Here is a 22,057-nt window from a genome sequence, read left to right on the forward strand (position 1 = left end):
CCATCATGCAGGCCGGTCGGATGCCCCAGCAGGACGAGAAGTCCGCACTCGAGCAGTACGGCGTCAACCTGACCGCCATCGCGGCGAGCGGCAAGCTCGACCCGGTGATCGGGAGGGACGCCGAGATCCGGCGCGTCAGCCAGGTGCTCACGCGCCGCACCAAGAACAACCCCGTCCTCATCGGCGAGCCCGGCGTCGGCAAGACCGCCGTCGTCGAGGGGCTCGCGCAGCGGATCGTCGCGGGCGACGTCGCCGAGAGCCTCAAGGGCAAGCAGCTCGTCAGCCTCGACCTCTCGGCCCTGATCGCCGGAGCGAAGTACCGCGGCGAGTTCGAGGAGCGGCTGAAGGCCGTGCTCCAGGAGATCGAGGAGTCCGACGGCCGGATCATCACCTTCATCGACGAGCTGCACACGCTGATGGGCGCGGGCGGCGGCGAGGGATCGGTGGCGGCCGCGAACATGCTCAAGCCCATGCTGGCGCGCGGCGAGCTGCGGATGATCGGCGCGACGACGCTCGACGAGTACCGCCAGTACATCGAGAAGGACGCCGCTCTCGAGCGCCGCTTCCAGCAGGTCTTCGTCGGCGAGCCGACCGTCGAGGACACCGTGGCGATCCTCCGCGGGCTGAAGGAGCGCTACGAGGCGCACCACAAGGTGGCGATCGCCGATTCCGCCCTGGTCGCCGCCGCGTCGCTCTCGAACCGCTACATCACCTCCCGCCAGCTGCCGGACAAGGCGATCGACCTGATCGACGAGGCCGCGTCGCGGCTGCGCATGGAGATCGACTCCGCTCCCGTCGAGATCGACGAGCTGCGCCGCTCCGTCGACCGGCTGAGGCTCGAGGAGCTGGCGCTGAAGAAGGAGAAGGACGAGGCCTCGAAGGCGCGGCTGGAGAAGCTGCGCGAGGACCTGGCCCGCCGCGGCGCCCAGCTCGAGGAGCTGCAGGAGCGCTGGGAGCGCGAGCGCGCCTCCCTCAACCGCGTCGGCGAGCTCAAGAACCGGCTCGACGCCCTGCGGATCGCCGCCGAGCGGGCGCAGCGCGAGGGCAAGCTCGAGCGCGCGTCGAAGCTGCTCTACGGCGACATCCCGGTGATCGAGCGCGAGCTCGCGGCCGCCGAGGCGGAGGAGGAGCCGGCCGAGGGCCGCATGGTCAACGAGCAGGTGACGGCCGACGACATCGCCGCGGTGATCGCCGCCTGGACGGGGATCCCCGTCGGGCGCCTCCTGCAGGGCGAGACCGAGAAGCTTCTGCACCTCGAGACCGAGCTGCACCGCCGATTGATCGGCCAGGACGAGGCGGTGTCGGCCGTCGCGGACGCGGTGCGCCGCACCCGCGCGGGCATCTCCGACCCCGACCGGCCGACCGGCTCCTTCCTCTTCCTCGGGCCGACCGGCGTCGGCAAGACCGAGCTGGCGAAGGCGCTCGCCGACCACCTCTTCGACGACGAGAAGGCGATGGTCCGCATCGACATGTCTGAGTACGGCGAGAAGTTCGCCGTCTCGCGGCTGGTCGGCGCCCCTCCCGGCTACATCGGCTACGAGCAGGGCGGCCAGCTCACAGAGGCGGTCCGCCGCCGCCCGTACTCGGTGGTGCTCCTCGACGAGATCGAGAAGGCGCACCCCGAGGTGTTCGACGTCCTGCTGCAGGTGCTCGACGACGGCCGGCTCACCGACGGCCAGGGGCGGACGGTCGACTTCCGCAACACGATCCTCATCCTCACCTCCAACCTGGGGTCGCAGTTCCTCGTGGACCCGGCGCTGTCGCGGCCGCAGAAGGAGGAGGCGGTCCAGCAGATGGTGCGCCAGGCCTTCAAGCCCGAGTTCGTGAACCGGCTCGACGACATCGTGATCTTCGACGCGCTCGACCGCACCGAGCTCGGCGAGATCGTGTCGCTGTACGTCGACCGGCTGTCGAGGAGGCTCTCGGAGCGACGGCTCGACCTGGCGGTGACGCCCGCGGCCCGCGGGTGGCTGGCCGAGCGCGGCTACGACCCGCAGTACGGCGCGCGGCCGCTGCGCCGGCTGATGCAGCGGGCGATCGACGACCAGCTGGCCACGGCGCTGCTCGGCGGCACGGTGCGCGACGGGGACGTGGTGCTGGTGGACGTGGCGCCGGACGGCGAGAGCCTGTCGGTGACGGCGGGGATGCCCGCGACGGACTGACCGGGGTGCTCGACCCCTGTCGCGAGTCCGCAGACGTCGCGGTGGTCGCGGTCGAGTACCGCGACGTCTGCGTTCCCGCAGGGGGAGGAGCGCGGGGGCGGCGACGGGATGTCCCTCCACAGGGCGCGCGAGGGCGGGAGTCGTCCACAGTCGCGGGATCCGCGGCGCGCCCGTCCGGCGGGCTCCGTAGCGTCGGCGGCATGTCCTTCGAAACGCCCGGCCCCCGGATGGCCGACCTCCCTCCCGAGGAGAGGCCGAGGGAGCGCCTCCGCGCCTACGGACCGGAGGCGCTCACCGACGCCGAGACCCTCGCCGTGCTCATCGGGGCCGGCGTCCGCGGCGCGAACGCGACCGTCGTCGCGCAGCGCCTCCTCGCGCGCTTCGGCGGCATCGACGCCGTCGCCCGGGCCGGGGTGGCCGATCTGATGCGGCACCGCGGAGTCGGCGAGGTCGCCGCCTGCCGCCTGGTCGCCTCCTTCGAGCTGCGGCGGAGGATGAACCGCGCCTCGCGCGCCGCCCGCGTGACCGACGCCGCCGGCCTGGCCGGGCTCGTCGCTCCGCTGCTGGCCGCCCGGCCGGTCGAGACCGTGCTGGCGGTGGCGCTCGCCGAGTCCGGAGCCGTCCGCGACGTCCTGACGCTGGCCGACGGAGCCCCGGCGCACGCCGAGGTCCCCGTGGCCGCGGTGCTCGCCGAGGTGCTGGCGCGGGGCGCGGCGGGCATCGGCCTGGCGCACAGCCACGCGGGCGAGGCCGTGGTGCTCCCCTCCGACCGTGCGGCGACGCGAGCGATCGCCGACGGGGCAGAGGCGTGCGGCCTGCGGTTCCTCGCGCACGTCGTGATCGGGCGCGACGGCTGGGCGGAGGCGCAGCCGTGACGCGGCGCAGGGCTGCTGCGGTCCGCTCCGTTCCGGCAGGACGCCTCCCGCCCGGCGCCGGACCGCCCCGGCTCTCCACCTGTGACGCGTCGGCGCGCGTTCGTGCAAGCCCCCGCCTCTCCGGCGCCCGCGGCCGGTCGCGGGCGTACCGTGGACGCCGACCCCACCCCCCTCCCGACCAGGAGCACCCATGCGAGCAACACTCATCCACGGCGAGCGCGACATCCGACTCGAGGAGGTCCCCGACCCGCAGCTCTCGACGGGGCGCGACGCGATCGTCCGCGTCACCGCGGCCTGCGTCTGCGGCTCGGACCTCTGGCCCTACCGCGGCGTCACGCCCACCAAGGAGGCGCACCGCATCGGCCACGAGTTCGTCGGCGTCGTCGAGGAGATCGGCGACGACGTGCACGACGTCGCGGTCGGCGACTTCGTGATCGCCCCGTTCTACGTCTGCGACGGCACCTGCGCGAACTGCGCCAACGGCGTCTCCACCTCGTGCCTCACCGGCGGCTGGTGGGGCGCCGAGGTCCGCGAGGAGGGCTTCGCGGACGGCGCCCAGGGCGAGAAGGTGCGCGTGCCCCTCGCCGACGGCACGCTCTTCCGCGTGGGCATCGACCCGGATCCGGCGCTCATCCCCAGCCTGCTCACCCTCGCCGACGTGATGGGGACCGGCCACCACGCCGCGGTCTCGGCCGGCGTCACCGCGGGCTCGACCGTCGCGGTCGTCGGCGACGGCGCGGTCGGCCTCTGCGCCGTCCTGGCGGCCAAGCGCCTCGGCGCGACCACGATCATCGCGATGTCGCGGCACGAGTCGCGGCAGAACCTCGCCCGCCGCTTCGGGGCGACCCACATCGTCGAGACCCGCGGCGACGAGGGCGTCGCGCGCGTCCGCGAGCTGACCGGCGGGATCGGCGCCGACTGCGTGCTCGAGTGCGTCGGCACCAAGGAGTCGATGCAGCAGGCCCTCGACTCCGCCCGCCCCGGCGGCATGGTCGGCTACGTCGGCGTCCCCAACGGAGGCCCCGAGCTGCCCGTCCGCCAGATGTTCGGCTCGAACGTGGGCGTCAACGGCGGAGTCGCGCCGGTCCGCGGCTACATGGCCGAGCTGCTGCCCGACGTGCTCAGCGGCGCGATCGAGCCCGGTCTGGTCTTCGACCTCGAGCTGCCCCTCGAGGAGATCGCCGAGGCGTACGCCGCCATGGACGAGCGCCGCGCGATCAAGACCCTCGTGCGTCCGTAGTCCCGCCGAGGGGCGCCGGCACGGTCGCGAGGAGTAGCCTCCCGCGCATGACCGCGTCAGCCCGCACCGCCGCGACGGCGCCCCTCTTCCACCCCGACCTCGCGCTCGGCCGCTTCCTCCCGCCGATCGTCCTCGGCCCGCGACTGCTGCGCCTCGCCACGCGACGCGCCGCCGAGGGAGGCGAGGCCCCGCCCGACATCGTGGTCGACGACGTCGAGATCCCCGTCGCCGGAGCCGCTCCCGTCCGGGCCCGCAGCTACCGGCCGCGCATCCTCCGCGGTACCGCTCCCGCGCTCCTCTGGGTGCACGGCGGCGGCATGGTGCTCGGCAGCCACCTCCAGGACGAGGCGTCCTGCATCGACTTCGCACGCACCCTGGGCATCACGGTCGTCTCCGTCGACTACCGCCTCGCGCCCGCGCATCCGGCCCCGGCTGCCGTCCAGGACGTGCTGGCCGCGTTCGACTGGCTCGTCGAGCACGCGCAGGAGCGCGGCGTCGACCCGGCGCGCATCGCCGTCGGAGGCGCGAGCGCGGGCGGCGGCATCGCCGCGGGTGCGACCCTCCTCGCCCACGACCGCGGAGGAGCGCAGCCCGCGTTCCAGCTGCTCGTCTACCCGATGCTCGACGACCGCACCGTCACCCGGCCCGGTCCTCCTCCGCGCGGAGTCCGCGTCTGGACCCCGGGCAGCAACCGCTTCGGCTGGACCGCCTACCTCGCCGGCGAGCCCGGCGGCCCCGGCGTCACGGCCTACGCCGCCCCCGCCCGCCGCGACGACCTCACGGGCCTGCCGCCGGCCTGGATCGGCGTCGGCGGCCTCGACCTCTTCCACGACGAGGACGTCCGCTACGCCGAGCGCCTGCGCGCGGCCGGAGTGCCGTGCGGGCTCGAGATCGTGGAGGGCGCCTTCCACGGCTTCGACGCCCTGTTCCGCCGAACCGGCGTGGCGAAGCGCTTCTGGGCGGCGCAGGCCGCGGCGCTCGGCGACGCCCTCCTCGCCTGACCTCCGCGTCGACGCGCCGGGCCGATTCCGTCTCCGGCGCTCGGCACTGCGAGGCTGAGGGGCGACGGCCGCCGCCGCCCGCGCGTCACCCGTGCCGTGCCTGCCGCGCATCCGTCTCCGCCCCGTCGCCCCGCCCCGCCCCGTCTCCCGGAGGACCCATGGACATCGACCGACTCGCCACCCGCTACGAGATCGCCCTGCCCGCCTGGATCGGCGACGCCCTCCGCGACGTCCCCGAGGTCCTCCCGAGCCTCGAGGACCGGATGGCCCTCGTGCACGCGCTCGCCGACCGCAACTTCCGCGAGGGGAACGGCGGCCCGTTCGCGGCGATCGTCGTCGAGCGCGACTCCGGTCGTCTCGTCTCGGTCGGAGTGAACGTCGTCCTCGGCAGCGGGGTCTCGTCCGGCCACGCCGAGGTGACGGCGCTCGGTCTCGCGCAGACCGCGCTCGGCACCTGGGACCTCGGCGGCGAGGGCCTCCCCGCTCACGACCTGGTCGTCAACTGGCGCCCGTGCGTGCAGTGCTACGGAGCGACGATGTGGTCGGGGGTGCGCCGCCTGGTCGTCGCGGGCTCCGGCCCCGAGCTCGAGGAGATCAGCACCTTCGACGAGGGGCCGATGCGCGAGGACTGGGCCGCCCAGTTCGAGGCCCGCGGGATCGAGGTCGTCGACGGCGTGCTCCGCGACGAGGCCCTCGACGTGTTCCGCGCCTACCGCGCCTCCGTCGACTCCGGCGAGGTGCTCGTCTACAACGCCCGCGCCGACTCCTGATACCGCGGCAGGTCCGGACCGCGCGGGGGTTCCGCGCCGGACGCACGGGAGCCCCGCCTCAGCGGGGCCCCGTGCGGTCCTGAGCTGCCGGCCGCTGGAAGCGGTCAGCGGCGGCTCAGCGCCACCAGTCGTCGAACATCGACAGCGGCACCTGGCGCTTGTGCTCGGTCGCGGCGTACCTCGCCTCGATGGCCTCGGCGACGGCCCGGTCGACCTCGCCGCCCTCGAGGTACGTGTCGAGGTCGGCGTAGGTGAGCCCGAGGTTCGTCTCGTCGGTCTGGCCGGGGTTGTCGTCGAGCAGGTCCGCCGTCGGCGCCTTCTCGTAGAGCCGGGCCGGTGCGTCCAGGTGCTCGAGGAGCGAGCGGCCCTGCCGCTTGGTGAGACCGGTGAGCGGGAGGACGTCGGCGCCGCCGTCGCCGTACTTCGTGAAGAATCCGGTGACCGCCTCGGCCGCGTGGTCGGTCCCGACGACGAGCATCCCGGCCTGGCCGGCGATCGCGTACTGCGCGATCATCCGCATCCGCGCCTTCACGTTGCCCTTCACGAAGTCGCTGATCGGCTCGTCGACGGCGTCTCCGAACGCCGCGGCCACGCCGTCGACGCCCTGGTGGATGTCGAAGACGACCTGGCGGTCCGGGCGGATGAACGTGAGGGCGAGCTGGGCGTCCTCCTCGTCGGCCTGCACCTTGTACGGCAGGCGGACCGCGATGAAGGAGGCGTCGCCGCCGGTCGCGCGGACCTGCTCGACCGCGAGCTGGCAGAGGCGTCCGGCGAGGCTCGAGTCCTGGCCGCCGCTAATGCCGAGGACGAGGCCCTTCGCGCCGGTGCTGCGGAGGTAGTCGGCGAGGAAGCCGCTGCGCCGTTCGACCTCGACGGCCGGATCGACGGCGGGGGAGACGTGGAGCTCGGAGATGATCTGCTGTTGGACGTCGCGCACGGCTTCACGCTACTCCGGATGCTCCCCGGCGGCCCCTCCTCGCCGCGGACGCGCAGGCTCCCGACGCCTCCCCGAAACAGGCGCCGCCCGCCGCGTCCGCGCGGCGCGGCGCCTACCCGCGCTCGGCGACGATGCGGGCGATGCGCGCCGGGACGGTGTCGTCCTGGAGGCTCGTCACGTCTCCGAGCGGGCGGCCGTCGCGGATGTCGCCGAGCAGCCGCCGCATGATCTTGCCGGAGCGGGTCTTGGGCAGATCCGGCACCACCACCACGTCGCGCGGCTTGGCGATCGGCCCGATCGCGACCGCCACGTGGTCGCGCAGGAGCGCCGAGAGCGTCGTGCCGAGCGCGGTCCAGTAGGCCGGGTCCTCCTCGGTGCGGTCGACGGCCTCGTCGGAGGGGATGACGAACGCCGCGATGGCCTGCCCGGTCGTCGCGTCGGCGACTCCGACGACTCCGGCCTCGCCGACGGCCGGATGGGCGACGAGGGCCGACTCGATCTCGATCGTGGACAGGCGGTGCCCGGAGACGTTGATGACGTCGTCGACGCGGCCGAGCACCCAGACGTCGCCGTCGGCGTCGTACTTCGCGCCGTCCCCGGAGAAGAACCACCCCTGGGACGCGTAGCGGGCCCAGTAGGAGTCGCGGTACCGCTCCGGGTCGCCCCACACGGTGCGGGCGAGCGCCGGGCCGGTCCGGTCGACCACGAGGTACCCGCCGGAGCCGTTCGGCACCCGCTCGCCGTGCTCGTCCACCACGAGGACGCCGAGCCCGGGCAGGGCTCCGAGCGACGAGCCCGGCTTGAGGGTCGAGACGCCCGGCAGCGGGCACATCACGGCGGCGCCGGTCTCGGACTGCCACCAGGTGTCGACGATCGGGCAGCGCCCGCCGCCGATCGCCTCGTGGAACCAGACCCAGGCCTCGGGGTTGATGGACTCGCCGACGGTGCCGAGCAGGCGCAGGCTCGACAGGTCGTACCGGGCGGGCACGCCCTCGGGGAACCAGGTCATCAGCGTCCGGATCAGCGTCGGCGCCGTGTAGTAGACGGTCACCCCGTACCGCTCGATGATCTCGAAGTGCCGGGCCGTGTGCGGGGTGCTCGGGGTGCCCTCGTAGATCACCTGGGTGAGCCCGTTCGAGAGCGGTCCGTAGATCTCGTAGGTGTGCGCGGTGACCCAGGCGAGGTCGGCGGTGCACCAGTGCACGTCGTCCGGCTTCGCGTCGAACACCGCCCAGTGCGTCCAGGAGGCCTGCGTGAGGTAGCCGCCGCTGGTGTGCACCAGCCCCTTGGGCTTCCCGGTCGTGCCGGAGGTGTAGATGATGAACAGTGGCGTCTCGGAGTCGAAGGCCTCGGCCTCGTGGACGTCGCTCTGCGCGTCGACCAGCTCGTGCCACCAGACGTCGCGGCCCGGGGTCCACGGGACGTCGGTCTCACCGGTGCGGCGGACGACGAGGACGTGCTCGATCGACGCGACGCCCTCGACCGCCCGGTCGGCGCTCGCCTTGACCGGCACCGTCGCTCCGCGCCGGAACTGCCCGTCCGTGGTGACCAGGAGCTTCGCGCCGGTGTCCTCCACGCGGAACCGCACCGCCTCGGCGGAGAAGCCGCCGAAGACGAGCGAGTGGATCGCTCCGATCCGCGCGATCGCGAGCGTGATGACGATGGTCTCGGGGATCACCGGGAGATAGACGACGACGCGGTCGCCCTTACCGATCCCGAGCGCGGTCAGCGCGTTAGCGGCGCGGGAGACCTCGCGCTGGAGCTCGGCGTAGGTGATCGACCGCCGGTCGCCGCGCTCGCCCTCGAAGTGGAGGGCGGTCTTCCCGCCGCGTCCCGCGTCCACGTGGCGGTCGACGCAGTTGACGGCCACGTTCAGCCGTCCGCCCTCGAACCAGGTCGTGCGCGGCACCGAGAGCGAGCCGTCGGGCAGCGGAGCGGCAGGCTCCCAGCTGTGGGCGGTGTGCCACGGCTCCGCCCACTCGAGGCGGCGGGCCGCCTCCTCCCAGAACGCGACCGGATCGGCGGCGGCGCGCGAGTACTCCTCCGCGCCCGCGTTCGCCTGCGCGGCGAAGGCCGCGGGCGGGGGGAACCGGCGGTGCTCGTCGAGCAGGTTGGCGATCGTCCCGCTCACGCTCGGAGCTCCCTCCCCGGCGCTCACGCCCACTTCCTCACGGCGTAGCGCTGGAACACGCCGACGACGGCATCGGTGAGCTTGCCCAGCACGGCCAGCAGGACGATCGCCAGGAACACCCGGTCGATCCGGCCGTTGTTCTGGCTGTCGATGAGGCGGAAGCCCAGGCCCATCGAGGAGGCGATGAGCTCGGAGGCGACCAGGAACAGCCACGACTGGGCGCGCGCGAGGCGCAGCCCGGAGATCACGGACGGGATCACCGCGGGCAGCTGCACCGTCGTGAAGAGCCGGACGCCCGAGAGGCCGAAGGCGCGGCCGGCCTCGACGAGGTGCCGGTCGACGTGGCCGAGCGCCGTGGCCACCGTGGTGAAGACGGGGAAGAACGCGCCGATCGTGATCAGCGTGATCTTCGACTCCTCGCCGATGCCCATCCAGAGCAGCAGCAGCGGGACCCAGGCCAGCGACGGGACCGCCCGGATCGCGCCGAGCGTCGGCCCGAGGACGACCTCCCAGACGCGGGAGAGCCCGAAGAGCGCGCCGACCACGAGGCCGAGCGCCGAGCCGAGTGCGAACCCGATGAGCACGCGCTGCGTCGAGATGGCGACGTCCTGGCCGAGGTCGCCGCGCTGGGCGAGGTCGACGCCGGCCGCCCAGACCATCGCGGGCGAGGGGAAGACCGCCACCGAGACCATCCCGGTCGTCGTCGCGATCTGCCAGGCGGCGAGCAGCAGCACGGGCAGGACCGCGCCTCCCGCGACGACGAACCACCGTCGCGATGTGAGCGGGTGGGAGCGGTCCTCGCGGAGGCGGCGCTGGGAGGCCGCGACCGACGGGCCCGCCGTCGCGAGTCCGGGCTCACCCGGCATCGGCGCGGACAGCGCGCTCCGGCGCAGCACATCGGCGTCGGTCGCGGTGTCGTCGTCGCGGATCGTCATCGTCGGTCTCCTCGGATCACGGGGTGGGGGCGGAGGGCCGGACCCTCAGGCGCCGATGGCGCTCGGGTCGGCCGCCGAGGCGTAGGTGTCGTCGAGCAGCGAGTCGAGCGCGTCGTCGACCTGCTGCTGCGAGGCGACGTCGCCGTTCTCGACGAAGATCGGGCCGATCACGGCGAGCACGTCGGTCTGCGCGGAGCCGGGGACGTTGTCGACGTCAAGGTTGCTGCGCTCGGTGATGACCGTCGTCGCCACCGCCACGTCGAGGCCGGCGACGGAGGCGAGGATGCTCGCCGTCTCGTCCTGGTTCTCGAGCGCCCAGGCGCGGGCGTGCTCGTACGCGTTCACGACGGTCTGCGCGAGGTCCGGCTTCTCGGCGAGGAAGCTCTCGGTCGCGTTGAGCAGACCGTAGGAGTTGAAGTCGACGTTGCGGTAGAGCAGGGTCGCCCCGGCCGCCTCGGCGCCGGCCATGATCGGGTCCAGGCCCGCCCAGGCGTCGACGGAGCCGTTCTGCAGCGCCGCCCAGCCGTCGGCGTGCTGGAGGTTCTGCACCGTCACGTCTCCGATGCCCAGCCCGGCGGCCTCGAGCGCCTGCACCAGGAAGAAGTACGGGTCGGTGCCCTTGGTGGCCGCGATCTGCTTGCCCTCGAGCTGCTCGACCGACGTGATCGCCGAGCCGGCGGGGACGACGAGGGCCGACCACTCCGGCTGAGAGAAGATGTCGATCGTCTTGATCGGCGAGCCGTTCGAGCGGGCGAGCAGTGCGGCCGAGCCGGCGGTGGAGCCGACGTCGATCGCTCCGGCGCGCAGGGCCTCGTTGGCCTTGTTGGAGCCGGCCGACTGCACCCAGGCGACGGTGACCTGCTGCTCGGCGAGGGCGGCCTCGAGCCAGCCCTTCTCCTTGATGACCAGGCTCAGCGGGTTGTACGTCGCGAAGTCGAGCGTGAGCGTGCCGCCCCGGGTTCCTCCGGAGGCGGCGTCGGCGGTCGCGGCCGCCGCTCCTCCTCCGCCCTCGCCCTGCACGCAGCCCGCCAGGAGCGGGACGGCGGCGGCGGTGAGCAGACCGGCGAGAGCGGTGCGGCGGGTGAGCGGGGAGCTGGTGAACGACATGGGGGCCTCGGCTTCGGGGATGCGGTGACAGCGAGTGTGGACGCTGCGGAGGAGGGGCGGTGCGGGGAGGTGCTCGTGCGGTGGAGAGCGGGAGGAGGAGGCGGCTGGGGAGGGAGGTCGTGCCGCCCGGACCGTGCCGCCCGGGTGGAGGGACGCGGGTCGATCCGCCCGGGGTCAGTGCCGCTCGATGCCCAGCCCCGCGAGGAGCTCGGCCCGGTGCTCGGCGAGCTCCGCCGAGCCGCGGTCGCGGGGCCGCGCGCCGGGGACGGTGACGATCCGCTGGATGCGCGAGACGCCTCCGGGCTCGTCGCGCCCGAGGAGCACGATGCGGTCGGCCAGCTGGAGGGCCTCGTCGACGTCGTGGGTGACGAGCAGGATCGTCGCCGGAGCCGCCGCGTGCACGTCGAGCAGCAGGTCCTGCATCCGCAGGCGGGTCAGCGCGTCGAGCGCCCCGAAGGGCTCGTCCAGGAGGAGCACGCCGGGGTTCCGGGCGAGGGCGCGGGCGAGGGAGGCGCGCTGGGCCATCCCCCCGGACACCTCGCGGGGCCGCGAGCGGGCGTGCGCGGTGAGGCCGACCAGCGAGAGCAGCTCGTCGACGGCGGCGCGGGCGGCCGGGCGCGGGGTGCCGCGCGGCAGGCCGAGCGCGACGTTGTCGGCGATGCTCCGCCAGGGCAGCAGCCGCGGCTCCTGAAACGCCACCGCGCAGCGCGGGTCGATGCCGGAGACGGGGGCGCCGTCGATGAGGACGGACCCCTCGGAGGCGGTGTCCAGGCCCGCCGCGATGCGCAGCAGCGTCGACTTGCCGCAGCCGCTCGGGCCGAGGATCGCGATGACCTCGCCCGCGGCGGCCTCGAGCGTCACGTCCGTCAGCACGGGGGCCCCGGGCGCGAAGGTGCGGCCGACCCCCTCGAAGCGCACGGGGAACGCCGACTGGCCGAGCTCGGCGTCGAAGGCCAGGCTCGTGCGGGCGGCGGGGGTGGCGGGCATGTCTCTCCGGGCAGCGGGACGGGCGGGCGGATCGTCCGATCGTACGGAGAGGCTCCCGGCGGCACAGCGGGGACCGACACGGGGAGTAACACAGGGGGTGGGACGCGGAAGGCCTCCCCGGTCCGCGGACGGGGGAGGCCTTCCGCCGGAGGGCTACGCCTGGACGAGCACGAGCTCCTCGAGGGGCAGGCGGGTGCGCGGCGCGGTCTCGCGCTCGCGGAGGGTCTCGTTCGCCAGCGCGTCGGCGTCGGCCGCGACTCCCACCGCGGCGATCGTCACCGGGTCGAAGCGCTCGTCGACGCCGAACGCGGCGCGGACGGCGTCCTTGTCGAAGCCGGCCATCTGGTGCACGTGCAGGCCCTCGTGGTGCGCCTGGACGCTGAGGTGGGCGATCGACTGGCCGAGGTCGTAGACGGCCCAGGGGCGCGGCTTCCCCTCGGAGTCGACGGTCTCGGCCAGCGCGACGACCAGGACGGCGGCGGAGCCGGCCCAGGCGCCGTTGAAGCCGGCGAGCGTCGCGACGATGCGGTCGAACTCGTCGGTTCCGCGGCGGGCGACGATGAAGCGCCACGGCTGCGAGTTGCTCGCGGACGGAGACCAGCGCGCGGCCTCGAGGAGGGACGCGAGGGTCTCGTCGGAGACGGTCGCGGTCGCGTCGTAGGAGCGGGGGCTCCAGCGCTCCGCGAGGACGTCGAGGATCGGGGCGCTGGTGCTGGCGGTGCGGGAGGCGGTGGCGGACATCGCGGGGCTTCTTCCGTGCGGGGGACTGGGGGAGGGGCTCCGTCGCCCGAGGAGCCCAACCGTCCCCGCCCCGCGGGCATTCCCGCGCGTGCACGGCAGGCGCCCGCACGCGCGTTCGCCCACGGAGGAGCGGGCCGTCTCCGAGCCCCGGAACGGTACGGTGGGAGACGGCGTGGTCACCCCGCGCACCACCATCCACGACTCTGGAGGATCATCCATGGCCCAGCACTTCGACGTCGTCGTCCTGGGGGCAGGCCCCGGCGGATACGTGGCCGCGATCCGCGCCGCCCAGCTCGGCAAGTCCGTCGCCGTCGTCGAGAAGCAGTACTGGGGCGGTGTCTGCCTCAACGTCGGCTGCATCCCGTCCAAGGCGCTGCTGCGCAACGCGGAGCTCGCCCACCTCTTCCACACCCAGGCGAAGCAGTTCGGCATCTCGGGCGACGTCTCGTTCGACTTCGGCGCGGCGTTCGACCGCAGCCGCTCGGTCGCGGACGGCCGCACCAAGGGCGTCCACTTCCTGATGAAGAAGAACAAGATCGCCGAGTTCGACGGCGTCGGCTCCTTCACCGGCCCGCAGGGCCTCGACGTGCAGCTGAGCAAGGGCGGCACGGAGTCGCTGACCTTCGACGACGCGATCATCGCGACCGGTGCGAGCGTCCGCCTCCTCCCCGGCGTCGAGCTCTCCGAGAACGTCGTCACCTACGAGACCCAGATCATGACCCGCGAGCTCCCCGACACGATGGCCATCGTGGGCGCGGGCGCGATCGGCATGGAGTTCGCCTACGTCCTCAAGAACTACGGCGTCGACGTGACGATCATCGAGTTCATGGACCGCGCCCTCCCCAACGAGGACCCGGACGTCTCCAAGGAGATCCAGAAGCAGTACAAGAAGCTCGGCGTCGAGATCCTGACCTCGACCAAGGTCGAGTCGGTCGTCGACAAGGACGGCTACGTCACGGTCACCTACACCGCGAAGGACGGCACGCAGTCGACCCTCGAGGTCGACAAGGTGCTCATGTCCATCGGCTGGGTCCCCCGCACCGAGGGCTTCGGCCTCGAGAAGACGGGCGTCGAGCTCACTGAGCGCGGCGCGATCGCGATCGACGACCACATGCGCACCAACGTGCCGCACATCTACGCCATCGGCGACGTCACCGCGAAGCTGCAGCTCGCGCACGTCGCGGAGGCGCAGGGCGTCGTCGCCGCCGAGACCCTCGCCGGTGCCGAGACCCAGACCCTGGGGGACTACCGGATGATGCCGCGCGCGACGTTCTGCCAGCCGCAGATCGCCTCCTTCGGCCTCACCGAGAAGCAGGCGACGGACGAGGGACACGAGATCACCGTCTCGACCTTCCCCTTCATGGCGAACGGCAAGGCCCACGGCCTCGGCGAGCCCACCGGCTTCGTGAAGCTCATCGCGAGCAAGAAGTACGGCGAGCTCCTCGGCGCCCACATGATCGGCCCGGACGTCTCGGAGCTGCTCCCCGAGCTCACGCTCGCCCAGAAGTGGGACCTCACCGCGACCGAGCTGGCCCGCAACGTGCACACCCACCCGACGCTGTCGGAGGCGCTGCAGGAGGGCTTCCACGGCCTCAAGGGGCACATGATCAACATGTAGGGCTCGTCCCTCCACGGCCTCCGGCCCGCAGGATCCCGCTCGGCTCGTCCGCGGCGGATCCTGCGGGCCGGAGCCGTCTCCGGGGGCGTCCACAGGGCTCCGGCGCCGCTCCCGCTACCGTGGCCCGATGGATCCGCGCCTGCTCGACCGCCTCGCCGCCGACGCCTGGCCCGCGCTCGTGCGGCGCCCCCTCGGCGCGTGGGAGCTGCGCGCCTCCGCAGGAGTCACCAAGCGCGCGAACTCGGTGCTCGCGTCCGGCGACGTCGTCGACCAGGAGGCGGCGCTCGACGCGGCGGAGGCGTTCGCCCGCGAGCACGGGATCGCGCCCCTCGTGCAGATCGGGCCGCCGAGCCCCGCCGGTCTGACCGGGCTGCTCGCCGAGCGGGGCGCCGCGCCGATCGACCGGACGCTCGTGCTGACGGGTTCGGTGCAGGAGGCGCTCGCCGCCCTGCCCTCGACGTCGGGGTCCGCGCCGTCGGTATCCGCGCCGCGGCCTCGCGTCCGCCTCGCCCCGGCTCCCGACGAGGACTGGCTCGCCCTCTGGTGGTCGGTGGACGGTCGCGGTGGCGCGGAGGAGCGTGCGGTCGCCGAGCGCATCCTCGCGGGCTGCCCCTCCTCCTACGCTCTCGCCGTCGACGGGGACGGCCCGGCCGCGACCGGCCGACTCGCGCTCGTCACGGCGCCGGACGGCGAGCTCTGGGGCGGCCTCTTCGCCCTGGCGACCCGGCCGGACGCCCGGCGCCGCGGGCTCGCCTCCGCCGTGATCCGCGCCCTCCTCGAGGACGCGTCCGGCCGGGGCGTCGCGCGCTTCTGGCTCCAGGTGCTCGCCGAGAACGCCGGCGCCCGCCGCCTCTACGCGTCCCTCGGCTGCCGCGAGTCGTCCTGGTACGAGTACTGGCGCTGACCCGCTCGCGGAGGAGGAGCGGGGTGCCCGGGTCAGGCGTTCGCGAGCACGGCGCGGGCGACGGCCTCGGCCTTCGCCGCGTCGCCGGTGACGGTCACGCGCCACCACACGTCGTCGGCCAGCGCGTCGATCTCGCAGACGTCCGCCGCGCAGCCGGTGAGGGCCTTCTCGCCGAAGCCGTCGAGCGGCTCGAGCGGGATCGCCAGGCCCGAGGTCAGCGAGAGGTTCCGCCAGCCGTCGTCGCCGTTCGGGAGCGCGTCGACCGTCACGCCCGAGTAGGTGGCGCTGGAGGCGTCGCTCCAGCTGCAGGAGGCGTACCCGGCCCGGGCGGCGGCAGCAGCCGACGCGGTGGTCGGCGTCCCGGTCCCCGTCCCCGCGGTCGCCTGCGCGAGACCGGCGGCACCGGACAGCTGCTCGGCCGTCAGGACCTCGGTGCAGACGGGCGCCGTCGCGGTGACCGGCTCGTCGAGGGTGCCGAGCGCGGCGGAGGCGGTGCCGGTCGCCAGCGCGGCGAGGTCGACCGCGGCCGGGGCGCCCCGCAGCTGCAGCGTCACCCAGGTGGAGCCGGCGAGCAGGTCCAGGTCGCAGCTGCCGTCGGTGCAGGAGCCGTAGGCCTCGACGCCGGTCTCGAGGCGCGGGCCCGGACGGCCGGCGAAGGCCTCGGCGGCGTCGTCGACCGCCGCCGCGGTGATCGAGGCGTCCTCGTCGTACCAGGCGCAGCGGAGCGCTCCGCCGTTCTCCTCCGCGGCCTCGCGGATCAGCTCGCCCGAGGAGCGCGTCGTCACCTCGCGGCTGCCCTCGAGAGCGCTGCGGGAGACCCCCAGCGCCGTGGCCGCCCGCGTGGCGGGGAGGAGGGAGTCGCAGCCCAGGCGGGTCGAGGCCGTGGGCGAGGGCGTCGGAGTCGCGGAGGGAGTCGGAGCGGCGGTCTCGGACGCCGACGGGGTGGCCGCGACGTCCGAGCGCTCGGCCGTCGTGCAGCCCGTCAGCGCGACGAGCACGGCGAGCGCGGCGCCGACCGTCGCCAGGCGCGGGAGGCGGGCCCTCACGCGGCCAGCTCGCGCTCGATCGCGGCCGTGAACGCGTCGATGTCGTCCTCCGTGGTGTCGAAGGAGCAGACCCAGCGGACCTCGCCGGTCGCCGGGTTCCAGTCGTAGAAGCGGTAGGCGGCGCGGAGCCGGTCCGCGACTCCGGGCGGCAGCGTCGCGAACACCGCGTTGGCCTGGGTCTGCTGAGTGAACTCGAGCCCGGTGATCCGTCCGGCGGCGATCGCCTCCTCGAGCCCCGAGCGCAGGCGCGCCGCCATGGCGTTCGCGTGCCGGGCCGAGCGGAGCCACAGGGGCTCCTCCTCGCCGCCGTCGCCGAGCAGGGCGAGCAGCTGCGCCGAGATGAAGCGCATCTTGGAGGAGAGCTGCATGTTGGTCTTGCGGAGGAAGGTCAGCCCGGTCGAGGCCGCCGGGTCGAGCACGACGATCGCCTCGCCGAGCAGGATGCCGTTCTTGGTGCCGCCGAACGAGAGCACGTCGACGCCCGCATCGGTCGTGAAGGAGCGCAGGGGAAGGCCGAGGGCGGCCGCGGCGTTCGCGATGCGCGCCCCGTCCATGTGCAGCCGCATGCCGAGGCCGTGCGCGTGGTCGGCGAGCGCGCGCACCTCCTCGGGGGTGTAGACGGTGCCGAGCTCGGAGGACTGGGTGATCGAGACCACGAGCGGCTGGGCGCGGTGCTCGTCGCCGAAGCCCCACGCCTCTTGGTCGACCAGCGCCGGGGTCAGCTTGCCGTCGGGCGTGGGGACCGTGAGGATCTTGATCCCGCCGACCTTCTCGGGCGCTCCGCCCTCGTCGGAGGTGATGTGCGCGGTGCCCGCCGAGACGACGGCGCCCCACCGCGGCAGCATCGACTGCAGGCCGGTGACATTGGCGCCCGTGCCGTTGAAGACGGGGAAGGCCTGGGCCTGCTCGCCGAACTCGCGGCGGAACGCCTCCTGCAGGCGCTCGGTGTAGACGTCCTCGCCGTAGGCGATCTGGTGCGCTCCGTTGGCCGCGGCGATCGCGGCGAGGACCACGTCGTGCACTCCGGAGTAGTTGTCGGAGGCGAAGCCGCGGACGTCGGGATCGTGCAGAGCGCTCATCCCTCCATCTTCGCAGCCCGCCGCCCGGAGGAGCCCCGGAGGCGCCCTCCGAGACACCCCTCCTGCCTCCCGCATGTTTCGGGCAGGTGAACGGACGACGACCCGAAAGCCGATCTCCGTCAAGAAGTTGGTATCGGCTGGGAGGCAGGCCACTCTTGACGTATGCGCATGGACACGACGGGAGCTGTCCGCGACATGCCCGCCCCTCCCGGGGTGGACGAGATCGCGGCTCGCTTCGGCGATCCCGTCCTCGCGTTCGCGCCCCAGCCGAGGCTGGAGGAGTTCGCCGCGGCGCAGACGATGGCGCTCGGCCGCTTCGTCGAGATCTCGCTCTCGTACTCGTTCTACAAGAACCCGCGCAACCGCGCCGACCCCGTCAACCACGTCCCGCTGACCCCCGAGCAGAAGCGCGCGATCGAGCGCGCCGAGAACGACCACCTGCCGCCGTGGATGGTCGACCAGGTGACGCGGATGCGGTACCCGGTGCTCTGGGAGGCGGTCCGCACCTCCGTGCCGATCCCCGCCGAGCGCAGCCGGCCCCTGGAGTCCCGCCTCGCGGCCCACATGGGCGACGTGCTCCGCAACACCTTCCCGGGCCGCGTGCGCAGCCGCCGCGGCGGGATGCCGGTGGTCGCCGCCGCCCTCCGCGACGAGGACGTCGTGCGGGGCGTCCCGGTGATCGTGGACGGGGAGGCGCTGCGCGGCTACCGCGTGGACACCGATCCGGACGTGGTCGCGATCGGCGCCCGCGTCGACGGCCGCTACATGACGGTCGTGCTCGACCGGAAGATCGTGCCGGAGATCCGGATGGAGTTCGTCCGCCGCACTCCGCCGCGCCCGGCCTCGAGCCAGCCCCGGCGCTGACGGCCCGACGTCGAGCACCCGAGAGCCGACCGCCCGGCCCACCGCTCAGGGGCGCCCCGGCACCGCGATCCCGTGCTCGTAGGCGAACACGACCGCCTGGATCCGGTCGCGCACGCCGAGCTTCATCAGGATCTTCGAGACGTGCGTCTTCACGGTCGCCTCGCCCACGAACAGCTCGGCAGCGATCTCGGCGTTCGACCAGCCCCGCGCCAGGTGCACGAGCACCTCGCGCTCGCGGTCCGTCAGATCGGCCACTCCGGAGTGCTCGGCGGCGGCCGGCGTGCGCTCGGGCACGGACGCGAACCGCTCGATCACGCGCCGGGTGACGTCGGGGGCGAGCATCGCGTCGCCGCGGGCGACCACCTGCACGGCCTCGACCAGCTCCTCCGGCGATGCGTTCTTGAGCAGGAACCCGCTGGCGCCGGCCGAGAGCGCCTCGAAGAGGTAGTCGTCGCGGTCGAAGGTGGTGAGGATGAGCACCCGCGAGCACAGGCGCGGGTCGGCCACGATCTCGCGGGTCGCGGCCAGGCCGTCGAGGCCGGGCATCTGCACGTCCATGCAGATCACGTCGGGGCGCAGCTCGGAGGCGCGCTGCAGGGCCTCGAGCCCGGTGCGGGCCTCGCCGACCACCTCGATCCCCGGCTCCGACTCGAGGATGATGCGGAAGCCCACGCGGACGAGCTCCTGGTCGTCGACGAGCAGCACGCGCACGTGCTCGGTCATGGGCGGCCCCCGCTCGCTCGCTCCTGACGCCCCCGCGACGTCTCCGACGACGGTACCGGGTCGTCGGCGTCCGGCACGCTCGCCCGGACGGGGGACAGCGGCACCCGGGCGTGCACGAGGTAGCCTCCGCCCCTCGGCCCCATCTCGATCCAGCCGCCGACCGCGGCCGCGCGCTCGCTCATGCCGGTGTGCCCCAGTCCGCAGGAGGCGGGAGCGCTCGGGTGCGGGCCGGACCCGCCGTCGTCGGCGATCTCGAGCTCGACCGCGTCGGGGGCGTAGCGGAGGCGCACCTCGGCGTGCGCGCCGCGCCCCGCGTGCTTGCGGACGTTCGTGAGCGACTCCTGCGCGATGCGGTAGAGGCTGAGCCCCACCGTCGCGGGGATCTCGCGGGGCGTGCCGAGGGTGAGGAAGACGGTGGGCAGGCCCGACCCGCTGGACGCCGCGACCAGCTCCTCGAGCTGGGCCACCCCGCGGGTGGACGCGGCGTCGGTGAGCGGATTCGGCACCGCGTCCTCGGCGCGCAGCGCGACCAGGATGCGGTGCAGCTCCTCGATCGCCGAGCGCGCGTCGCCCTCGATGGCGCTGAGCGAGGCCGCCGCCCGCTCCGGATCCCGCGCCAGCACCCGCCGCGCCGCTCCCGCCTGCACGCCCATCACGCTGACGTGGTGCGCGACCACGTCGTGCAGCTCGCGCGCGATCCGCAGCCGCTCGGAGGACACGGCCTGCCGCGAGGAGCGCTCCCGCTCGTCGTCGAGCTCGGCCGTGCGCGTCTCGAGCGCCTCCAGCCGGCGGGCCGACTGCCACGACGCCTCGCCGAAGACGTAGGCGCTGCCGAAGTAGAGCAGGTTCGACACGACCGCGAGGGCCGACTCCGCCGCGTAGGGCGAGAGCAGGCCGGGGGAGTCGTCGACCGGCACGGAGCTGCCGAAGTACTCGCCCGTGGCGAGGGTGGTGAGCAGCCAGCCCAGCATCCCGACCGCGATCGCCACTCGGACGACGAGCGCCGTGCGCCGGTTCCGGCCCCACGCGCCGACCGTGTAGAGCGCGAGGAACAGGCAGATCTGGCCGAAGAGCGACTCCGGCACCTGGAGCACGATCCCGAGCGCGTAGACGACGGAGAGCCCGGCCGCCACGCTCGCGGGGAACCGGCGGCGCAGCGCGAGGGGAAGGGTCATCAGGACGGCCCAGTGGGCGCTGACGACGGGGTGCGCCGCGTCCGGGAAGCCCGCCGAGGAGTACAGCGCGACGGAGACGACCGTCGCCACCAGCAGGATCCCCGCGGTGACCGCGTCGCGCACGTATCCGGCCCGGCTCGGCGCTCGCCGGATCCAGCCCGCGTCGAGCGGGTCCGCGGCTCCGTCACCTGAGGGCATGCGCCCCACGCTAACCGACGCCGGTCGGACGGGGCCCGGGAGGCGGAGGAGCGCACCCCGCCGCGTCCCGGGCGCGACGTCAGTCCCGGCCGGTGATGCCCCGGGTCGAGGCGATGACGTCGCCCATCTTCTTCCCGAGGGCCTCGTAGAACATCGACAGCGGGAACTCGTCGTCCAGCACCGCGTCGGTGAACCCGCGCGGGGCGCCGAGCAGCACCTCGTCCGGGAGCCCGCGGGCCCAGGCGGAGGCGGGGTGCGGAGTGAGAGTGGCCGCGATCAGCTCGTGCGCGGCCAGCCAGTGCGCCGTCTTCGGCCGGTCGATCGAGCGCCAGTAGAGCTCGTCGATCGCGTCCGAGAGGGCGACGACCACGTCGGCGACGCCGTCCCACTCGAACGCCAGCCGGGTGTCGGTCCAGTGCAGGACGCCGTGCTGGTGCAGCCAGGCGAAGAGCAGCTGGCCGCCGAGGCCGTCGTAGTTGCGCACCCGCGACCCGGTGAGCGGGAAGCGGAAGAGCCGGTCGAACAGGATCGCGTACTGCACGAAGCGCGAGCGCTCGGCCAGCGCCTCCTCCTCGTCGTCACGGCGGTCCAGCGCGCCGAGGCGGCGCTCGATGGCGACGGCCTCGCGGAAGGCGGTGAGGTCGCACCGCAGCTCCTCCAGCGAGTAGAGGAAGAAGGGCATCCGCTGCTTGATCATGAACGGGTCGAACGGCAGGTCGCCGCGCATGTGGGTGCGGTCGTGGATGAGGTCCCACATCACGAAGGACTCCTCCGCCAGGCGCTGGTCGGCCAGCAGGCGCTGCGCGTCCTCCGGGAGCTCGAGACGGGTGATCCGGGCCGCCTCCGTGACGACGCGGCGGAACCGGGCCGCCTCGCGGTCGGCGAAGATCGCGCCCCAGGTGAAGGACGGGACGGAGCGCATCGCGACCGTCTCGGGGAACAGCACGGCGCTGTCGGTGTCGTAGCCGGCGGTGAAGTCGACGAAGCGCACGGGCACGAAGAGGGCGTTGGAGTAGTCGCCCGCCTCCAGCTCGGCGACGAACCGCGGCCAGACGACCTCGACGAGGACGGCCTCGACGTGGCGGTCGCGGCTGCCGTTCTGGGTGTACATGGGGAAGACGACGAGGTGGCGGCGGCCGTCGACGCGCTCGAGCTGCGGCTGGAACGCCGTGAGCGAGTCGAGGAAGTCGGGCAGGCCGAGGGCGCCGGCGCTCCAGCGCTCGAGGTCGACGACCAGCGCGTCGAGGTACGCGGCGTCGTGCGGGAACGCGGGGGCGAGGGTGCGGACGCCGGCGACGATCCGCTCGACGAGGGAGCGCGCCTCCTCGAGCCGCTCGGGCTCGGCGAGCGAGCCGTCCTGGGACTGGAGCGGCTGCAGCGCGGCGGCGGCCGCCTTCAGGTCGAGCCAGGCGGCGGAGTCCTCCACGCGGTCCTCGACGACCTCGGGTTCTCCGACGACGGTGCTCTGCACGGCTTGCGACATGGTGATCCTCCTCACGCTGGTGATACGGGGCTGCAGGAGCGGAACGCGCTCCGACTCCGAGCGTATGGGCTCGTGCGCGCG

19 protein-coding genes are annotated in these 22,057 nt (G+C 73.8%); 8 read left to right on the forward strand and 11 right to left on the reverse strand.

Features of this window, described 5'->3' with window-relative positions; all coding sequences use genetic code 11:
* Positions 1 to 20: 20 nt before the first annotated feature.
* The 5 genes from C5C59_RS15265 to C5C59_RS15285 all read left to right on the forward strand — a co-directional run bounded on the left by C5C59_RS15265 (position 21) and on the right by C5C59_RS15285 (position 6,048).
* The gene (locus C5C59_RS15265) at positions 21 to 2,162 is read left to right on the forward strand and encodes an ATP-dependent Clp protease ATP-binding subunit (protein WP_374953255.1); all 2,142 of its coding nucleotides are present in this window, start codon (positions 21 to 23) and stop codon (positions 2,160 to 2,162) included.
* Between the two features lie 200 nt (positions 2,163 to 2,362).
* Positions 2,363 to 3,037 (forward strand): RadC family protein, encoded by a 675-nt coding sequence (locus C5C59_RS15270; RefSeq protein WP_104239580.1) that lies wholly within the window; start codon positions 2,363 to 2,365, stop codon positions 3,035 to 3,037.
* A gap of 190 nt (positions 3,038 to 3,227) precedes the next feature.
* Positions 3,228 to 4,277 carry a zinc-dependent alcohol dehydrogenase family protein gene (locus tag C5C59_RS15275; RefSeq protein ID WP_104222823.1) on the forward strand — a complete coding sequence of 350 codons (1,050 nt, stop codon included), beginning with the start codon at positions 3,228 to 3,230 and terminating at the stop codon, positions 4,275 to 4,277.
* A gap of 47 nt (positions 4,278 to 4,324) precedes the next feature.
* Positions 4,325 to 5,278: an alpha/beta hydrolase gene (locus C5C59_RS15280; protein ID WP_104239581.1), complete on the forward strand. Its 954-nt coding sequence runs from the start codon at positions 4,325 to 4,327 to the stop codon at positions 5,276 to 5,278.
* 158 nt (positions 5,279 to 5,436) lie between these two features.
* Positions 5,437 to 6,048, forward strand: coding sequence for a nucleoside deaminase (locus tag C5C59_RS15285; protein WP_181027247.1), 612 nt, complete (start codon positions 5,437 to 5,439; stop codon positions 6,046 to 6,048).
* 115 nt (positions 6,049 to 6,163) lie between these two features.
* Here C5C59_RS15285 and nadE read toward each other — a convergent pair whose 3' ends face one another.
* The 6 genes from nadE to C5C59_RS15315 form a co-directional block, all read right to left on the reverse strand.
* Positions 6,164 to 6,985, reverse strand: a complete 822-nt coding sequence (gene nadE / locus C5C59_RS15290; protein ID WP_104239582.1) for an ammonia-dependent NAD(+) synthetase — start codon at positions 6,983 to 6,985, stop codon at positions 6,164 to 6,166.
* A 112-nt stretch (positions 6,986 to 7,097) separates the two neighbouring features.
* The gene (gene acs / locus C5C59_RS15295; RefSeq protein WP_104251311.1) at positions 7,098 to 9,116 is read right to left on the reverse strand and encodes an acetate--CoA ligase; all 2,019 of its coding nucleotides are present in this window, start codon (positions 9,114 to 9,116) and stop codon (positions 7,098 to 7,100) included.
* A gap of 23 nt (positions 9,117 to 9,139) precedes the next feature.
* Entirely contained in the window at positions 9,140 to 9,982 is an 843-nt protein-coding gene (locus C5C59_RS15300; RefSeq protein ID WP_104239207.1) for an ABC transporter permease, read from the reverse strand.
* 114 nt (positions 9,983 to 10,096) lie between these two features.
* A complete protein-coding gene (locus C5C59_RS15305) occupies positions 10,097 to 11,158 on the reverse strand; it encodes an aliphatic sulfonate ABC transporter substrate-binding protein (RefSeq protein WP_104239206.1) in 1,062 nt (353 codons plus the stop codon).
* Positions 11,159 to 11,332: 174 nt separating this feature from the next.
* Complete coding sequence (locus C5C59_RS15310; protein ID WP_104239205.1) at positions 11,333 to 12,145, reverse strand: ABC transporter ATP-binding protein; 813 nt, start codon at positions 12,143 to 12,145, stop codon at positions 11,333 to 11,335.
* A 153-nt stretch (positions 12,146 to 12,298) separates the two neighbouring features.
* Positions 12,299 to 12,886 carry a nitroreductase family protein gene (locus C5C59_RS15315; RefSeq protein WP_104239204.1) on the reverse strand — a complete coding sequence of 196 codons (588 nt, stop codon included), beginning with the start codon at positions 12,884 to 12,886 and terminating at the stop codon, positions 12,299 to 12,301.
* A 217-nt stretch (positions 12,887 to 13,103) separates the two neighbouring features.
* Between C5C59_RS15315 and lpdA the strand changes: the two genes are divergently transcribed.
* Positions 13,104 to 14,504 carry a dihydrolipoyl dehydrogenase gene (gene lpdA / locus C5C59_RS15320; RefSeq protein ID WP_104222818.1) on the forward strand — a complete coding sequence of 467 codons (1,401 nt, stop codon included), beginning with the start codon at positions 13,104 to 13,106 and terminating at the stop codon, positions 14,502 to 14,504.
* A 127-nt stretch (positions 14,505 to 14,631) separates the two neighbouring features.
* The gene (locus tag C5C59_RS15325; RefSeq protein ID WP_104239203.1) at positions 14,632 to 15,408 is read left to right on the forward strand and encodes a GNAT family N-acetyltransferase; all 777 of its coding nucleotides are present in this window, start codon (positions 14,632 to 14,634) and stop codon (positions 15,406 to 15,408) included.
* Positions 15,409 to 15,440: 32 nt separating this feature from the next.
* On the opposite strand, the gene C5C59_RS15330 is transcribed toward C5C59_RS15325, so the two are convergent.
* Positions 15,441 to 16,454 (reverse strand): hypothetical protein, encoded by a 1,014-nt coding sequence (locus C5C59_RS15330; protein WP_104239202.1) that lies wholly within the window; start codon positions 16,452 to 16,454, stop codon positions 15,441 to 15,443.
* On the reverse strand, positions 16,451 to 17,533 hold the full coding sequence (locus tag C5C59_RS15335) for a low specificity L-threonine aldolase (RefSeq protein ID WP_104239201.1): 1,083 nt from the start codon (positions 17,531 to 17,533) through the stop codon (positions 16,451 to 16,453). The genes C5C59_RS15330 and C5C59_RS15335 overlap by 4 nt, the downstream gene beginning before the upstream one ends.
* Before the next feature lie 168 nt (positions 17,534 to 17,701).
* Here C5C59_RS15335 and C5C59_RS15340 point away from each other — a divergent pair, with 168 nt between their 5' ends.
* Complete coding sequence (locus tag C5C59_RS15340) at positions 17,702 to 18,397, forward strand: hypothetical protein (RefSeq protein WP_104239200.1); 696 nt, start codon at positions 17,702 to 17,704, stop codon at positions 18,395 to 18,397.
* A gap of 45 nt (positions 18,398 to 18,442) precedes the next feature.
* On the opposite strand, the gene C5C59_RS15345 is transcribed toward C5C59_RS15340, so the two are convergent.
* From C5C59_RS15345 to C5C59_RS15355, 3 genes are all read right to left on the reverse strand, one after another.
* Positions 18,443 to 19,120: a response regulator transcription factor gene (locus C5C59_RS15345; protein WP_104234377.1), complete on the reverse strand. Its 678-nt coding sequence runs from the start codon at positions 19,118 to 19,120 to the stop codon at positions 18,443 to 18,445.
* Positions 19,117 to 20,493, reverse strand: coding sequence for a sensor histidine kinase (locus C5C59_RS15350; protein WP_104234378.1), 1,377 nt, complete (start codon positions 20,491 to 20,493; stop codon positions 19,117 to 19,119). The genes C5C59_RS15345 and C5C59_RS15350 overlap by 4 nt, the downstream gene beginning before the upstream one ends.
* A 79-nt stretch (positions 20,494 to 20,572) precedes the next feature.
* On the reverse strand, positions 20,573 to 21,976 hold the full coding sequence (locus tag C5C59_RS15355) for a DUF6421 family protein (RefSeq protein ID WP_104239199.1): 1,404 nt from the start codon (positions 21,974 to 21,976) through the stop codon (positions 20,573 to 20,575).
* Positions 21,977 to 22,057: the final 81 nt, after the last annotated feature.

It is taken from the genome of Rathayibacter sp. AY1F4 (assembly GCF_002931775.1).
In the GTDB taxonomy this organism is placed as follows: Bacteria; Actinomycetota; Actinomycetes; order Actinomycetales; family Microbacteriaceae; genus Rathayibacter.